This window comes from Pontibacter ramchanderi, assembly GCF_002846395.1.
Lineage (GTDB): Bacteria > Bacteroidota > Bacteroidia > Cytophagales > Hymenobacteraceae > Pontibacter > Pontibacter ramchanderi.
In genome coordinates this window covers 1-2,500 of the sequence record NZ_PJMU01000007.1, presented here as the reverse complement: position 1 = coordinate 2,500, position 2,500 = coordinate 1, and the positions used below count along the sequence as shown (strand labels likewise).

Here is a 2,500-nt window from a genome sequence, read left to right as displayed (position 1 = left end):
TTTGTGATCTACCCATGGGCAGGATGAAGGTTGGGTAAAACCAACTGGAGGTCCGAACCAGTTTACGTTGAAAAGTATTTGGATGACCTGTGGGTAGGGGTGAAAGGCCAATCAAACTGAGAAATAGCTCGTACTCCCCGAAATGCCTTTAGGGGCAGCGTCGCGGTCGAGTCTTGTGGAGGTAGAGCTACCGATAGGACTAGGGGGAGTCAAATCCTACCGAATCCTGACGAACTCCGAATGCCACTAGACATACGCGGCAGTGAGGCGCGGGGTGCTAAGGTCCCGCGCCGAGAGGGAAAGAACCCAGACCGCCAGCTAAGGTCCCCAAGTCCACGCTAAGTTGAACAAAGGGGGTCCAGTTGCCTAGACAGCCAGGAGGTTGGCTTGGAAGCAGCCATTCCTTTAAAGAGTGCGTAACAGCTCACTGGTCGAGCGACAGGGCATCGATAATAATCGGGCATCAAGCGTGGCACCGAAGCTGCGGATTGTATTATATACACTGGTAGGGGAGCATTCCAAGGGCGGAGAAGGCATATCGGCAAGATGTGCTGGAGCGCTTGGAAAAGCAAATGTAGGCATAAGTAACGATAATGCGGGCGAGAAACCCGCACACCGAAAGACCCAGGTTTCCTGATCAACGCTAATCGGATCAGGGTTAGTCGGGACCTAAGGCCGAGGCGAAAGCGCAGGTCGATGGACAGCTGGTTAATATTCCAGCACCGGCTATGCATAGCGATGCGGTGACGGAGAAGTGAAAGGACCGCGCACTGACGGAATAGTGCGTTGAAGGCCGTAGGTAGTGGCCCGGTAGTGAAGTACGCCGGGCTAGCTGAAAGCCGATAGTACCCCAAGCCCCCGGGCGCGGGGATAGCGTCCCTAAGCAGGCTCCCTAGAAAACCCGCTAAGCGTTTAAATGCATGGCCGCCCGTACCGCAAACCGACACAGGTGGTCGAGGAGAGAATCCTAAGGTGCTCGAGTGAATCACGGCCAAGGAACTCGGCAAAATGGCCCTGTAACTTCGGGAGAAGGGGCGCTTCCTCCAAGCAATTGGAGAAGCCGCAGTGAAAAGGCCCAGGCGACTGTTTAACAAAAACACATGGCTTTGCCAAATCGAGAGATGACGTATAAGGCCTGACACCTGCCCGGTGCCGGAAGGTTAAGAGGGGGGGTTAGCCGCAAGGCGAAGCTCTGAATCGAAGCCCCGGTAAACGGCGGCCGTAACTATAACGGTCCTAAGGTAGCGAAATTCCTTGTCGGGTAAGTTCCGACCTGCACGAATGGTGTAACGATCTGGGCGCTGTCTCAGCCGTGAGCTCGGTGAAATTGTAGTCTCGGTGAAGATGCCGAGTACCCGCAACGGGACGGAAAGACCCCATGAACCTTTACTATAGCTTAGCATTGACGCTGGGTAACTCATGTGTAGGATAGGCCGGAGAATGCGAAGCGGCGTCGCCAGGCGTCGCGGATTCTTCCTTGAAATACGGCCCTTGAGTTGCTTGGCGCCTAACCCGACAGAGTCGGGGACCGTGCTTGGTGGGTAGTTTGACTGGGGTGGTCGCCTCCAAAACAATAACGGAGGCTTTCAAAGGTTCCCTCAGCACGCTTGGTAACCGTGCGCAGAGCGCAATAGCAGAAGGGAGCTTGACTGTGAGGCCCACAAGCCGAGCAGGGCCGAAAGGCGGATATAGTGATCCGGTGGTTCCGCATGGAAGGGCCATCGCTCAAAGGATAAAAGGTACTCTGGGGATAACAGGCTGATCTCCCCCAAGAGCTCATATCGACGGGGAGGTTTGGCACCTCGATGTCGGCTCGTCACGTCCTGGGGCTGGAGAAGGTCCCAAGGGTTCGGCTGTTCGCCGATTAAAGTGGCACGCGAGCTGGGTTCAGAACGTCGTGAGACAGTTCGGTCCCTATCTGTTGTGGGCGTCGGAGATTTGAGGGGTTCTGTCCTTAGTACGAGAGGACCGGGATGGACGAGCCTCTGGTGGACCTGTTGTGGCGCCAGCCGCAGCGCAGGGTAGCTACGCTCGGACGGGATAAGCGCTGAAAGCATCTAAGTGCGAAACCCGCCCCAAGATGAGATCTCCCTTAAGGGCCGTCAGAGACGATGACGTTGATAGGCCGCAGGTGTAAAGTCAGAGATGGCAAAGCCGAGCGGTACTAATTGCCCGAGCGCGTTCTCAAGCACGCACAGTGCGACCGGCCACGTGCCGGCCCGCCCCTTGGCCCTGATGTCCGAGTTGAACTCTTTCCCAACTAGTCAAACCAAACTTTTACATAGCCATCAATGCGTGCGCAGAAACCACGCGAAGAGAATGGCGGCTATGGCGCCGGTGAGCACCTCTTCCCATCCCGAACAGAGAAGTTAAGCCCGGCTGCGCCGATGGTACTGGGGTCACACCCGGGAGAGTAGGTGGCCGCCAACCCCACCACAGCAGCCCCTGATGCCCCCAAGCGTCAGGGGCTGCCTGCGTTTACACCCACCACCCACCGCCA

General features: G+C 56.8%; 2 rRNA genes (1 of these 2 cut by a window edge). Both read left to right on the top strand.

Features of this window, described 5'->3' with window-relative positions:
• A 23S ribosomal RNA gene (locus BD749_RS19040) occupies nucleotides 1-2,188 on the top strand (it extends 705 nt beyond the left edge of the window).
• A 130-nt stretch (nucleotides 2,189-2,318) separates the two neighbouring features.
• Nucleotides 2,319-2,430: ribosomal RNA gene (rrf, locus tag BD749_RS19035) — 5S ribosomal RNA — on the top strand.
• Nucleotides 2,431-2,500: the final 70 nt, after the last annotated feature.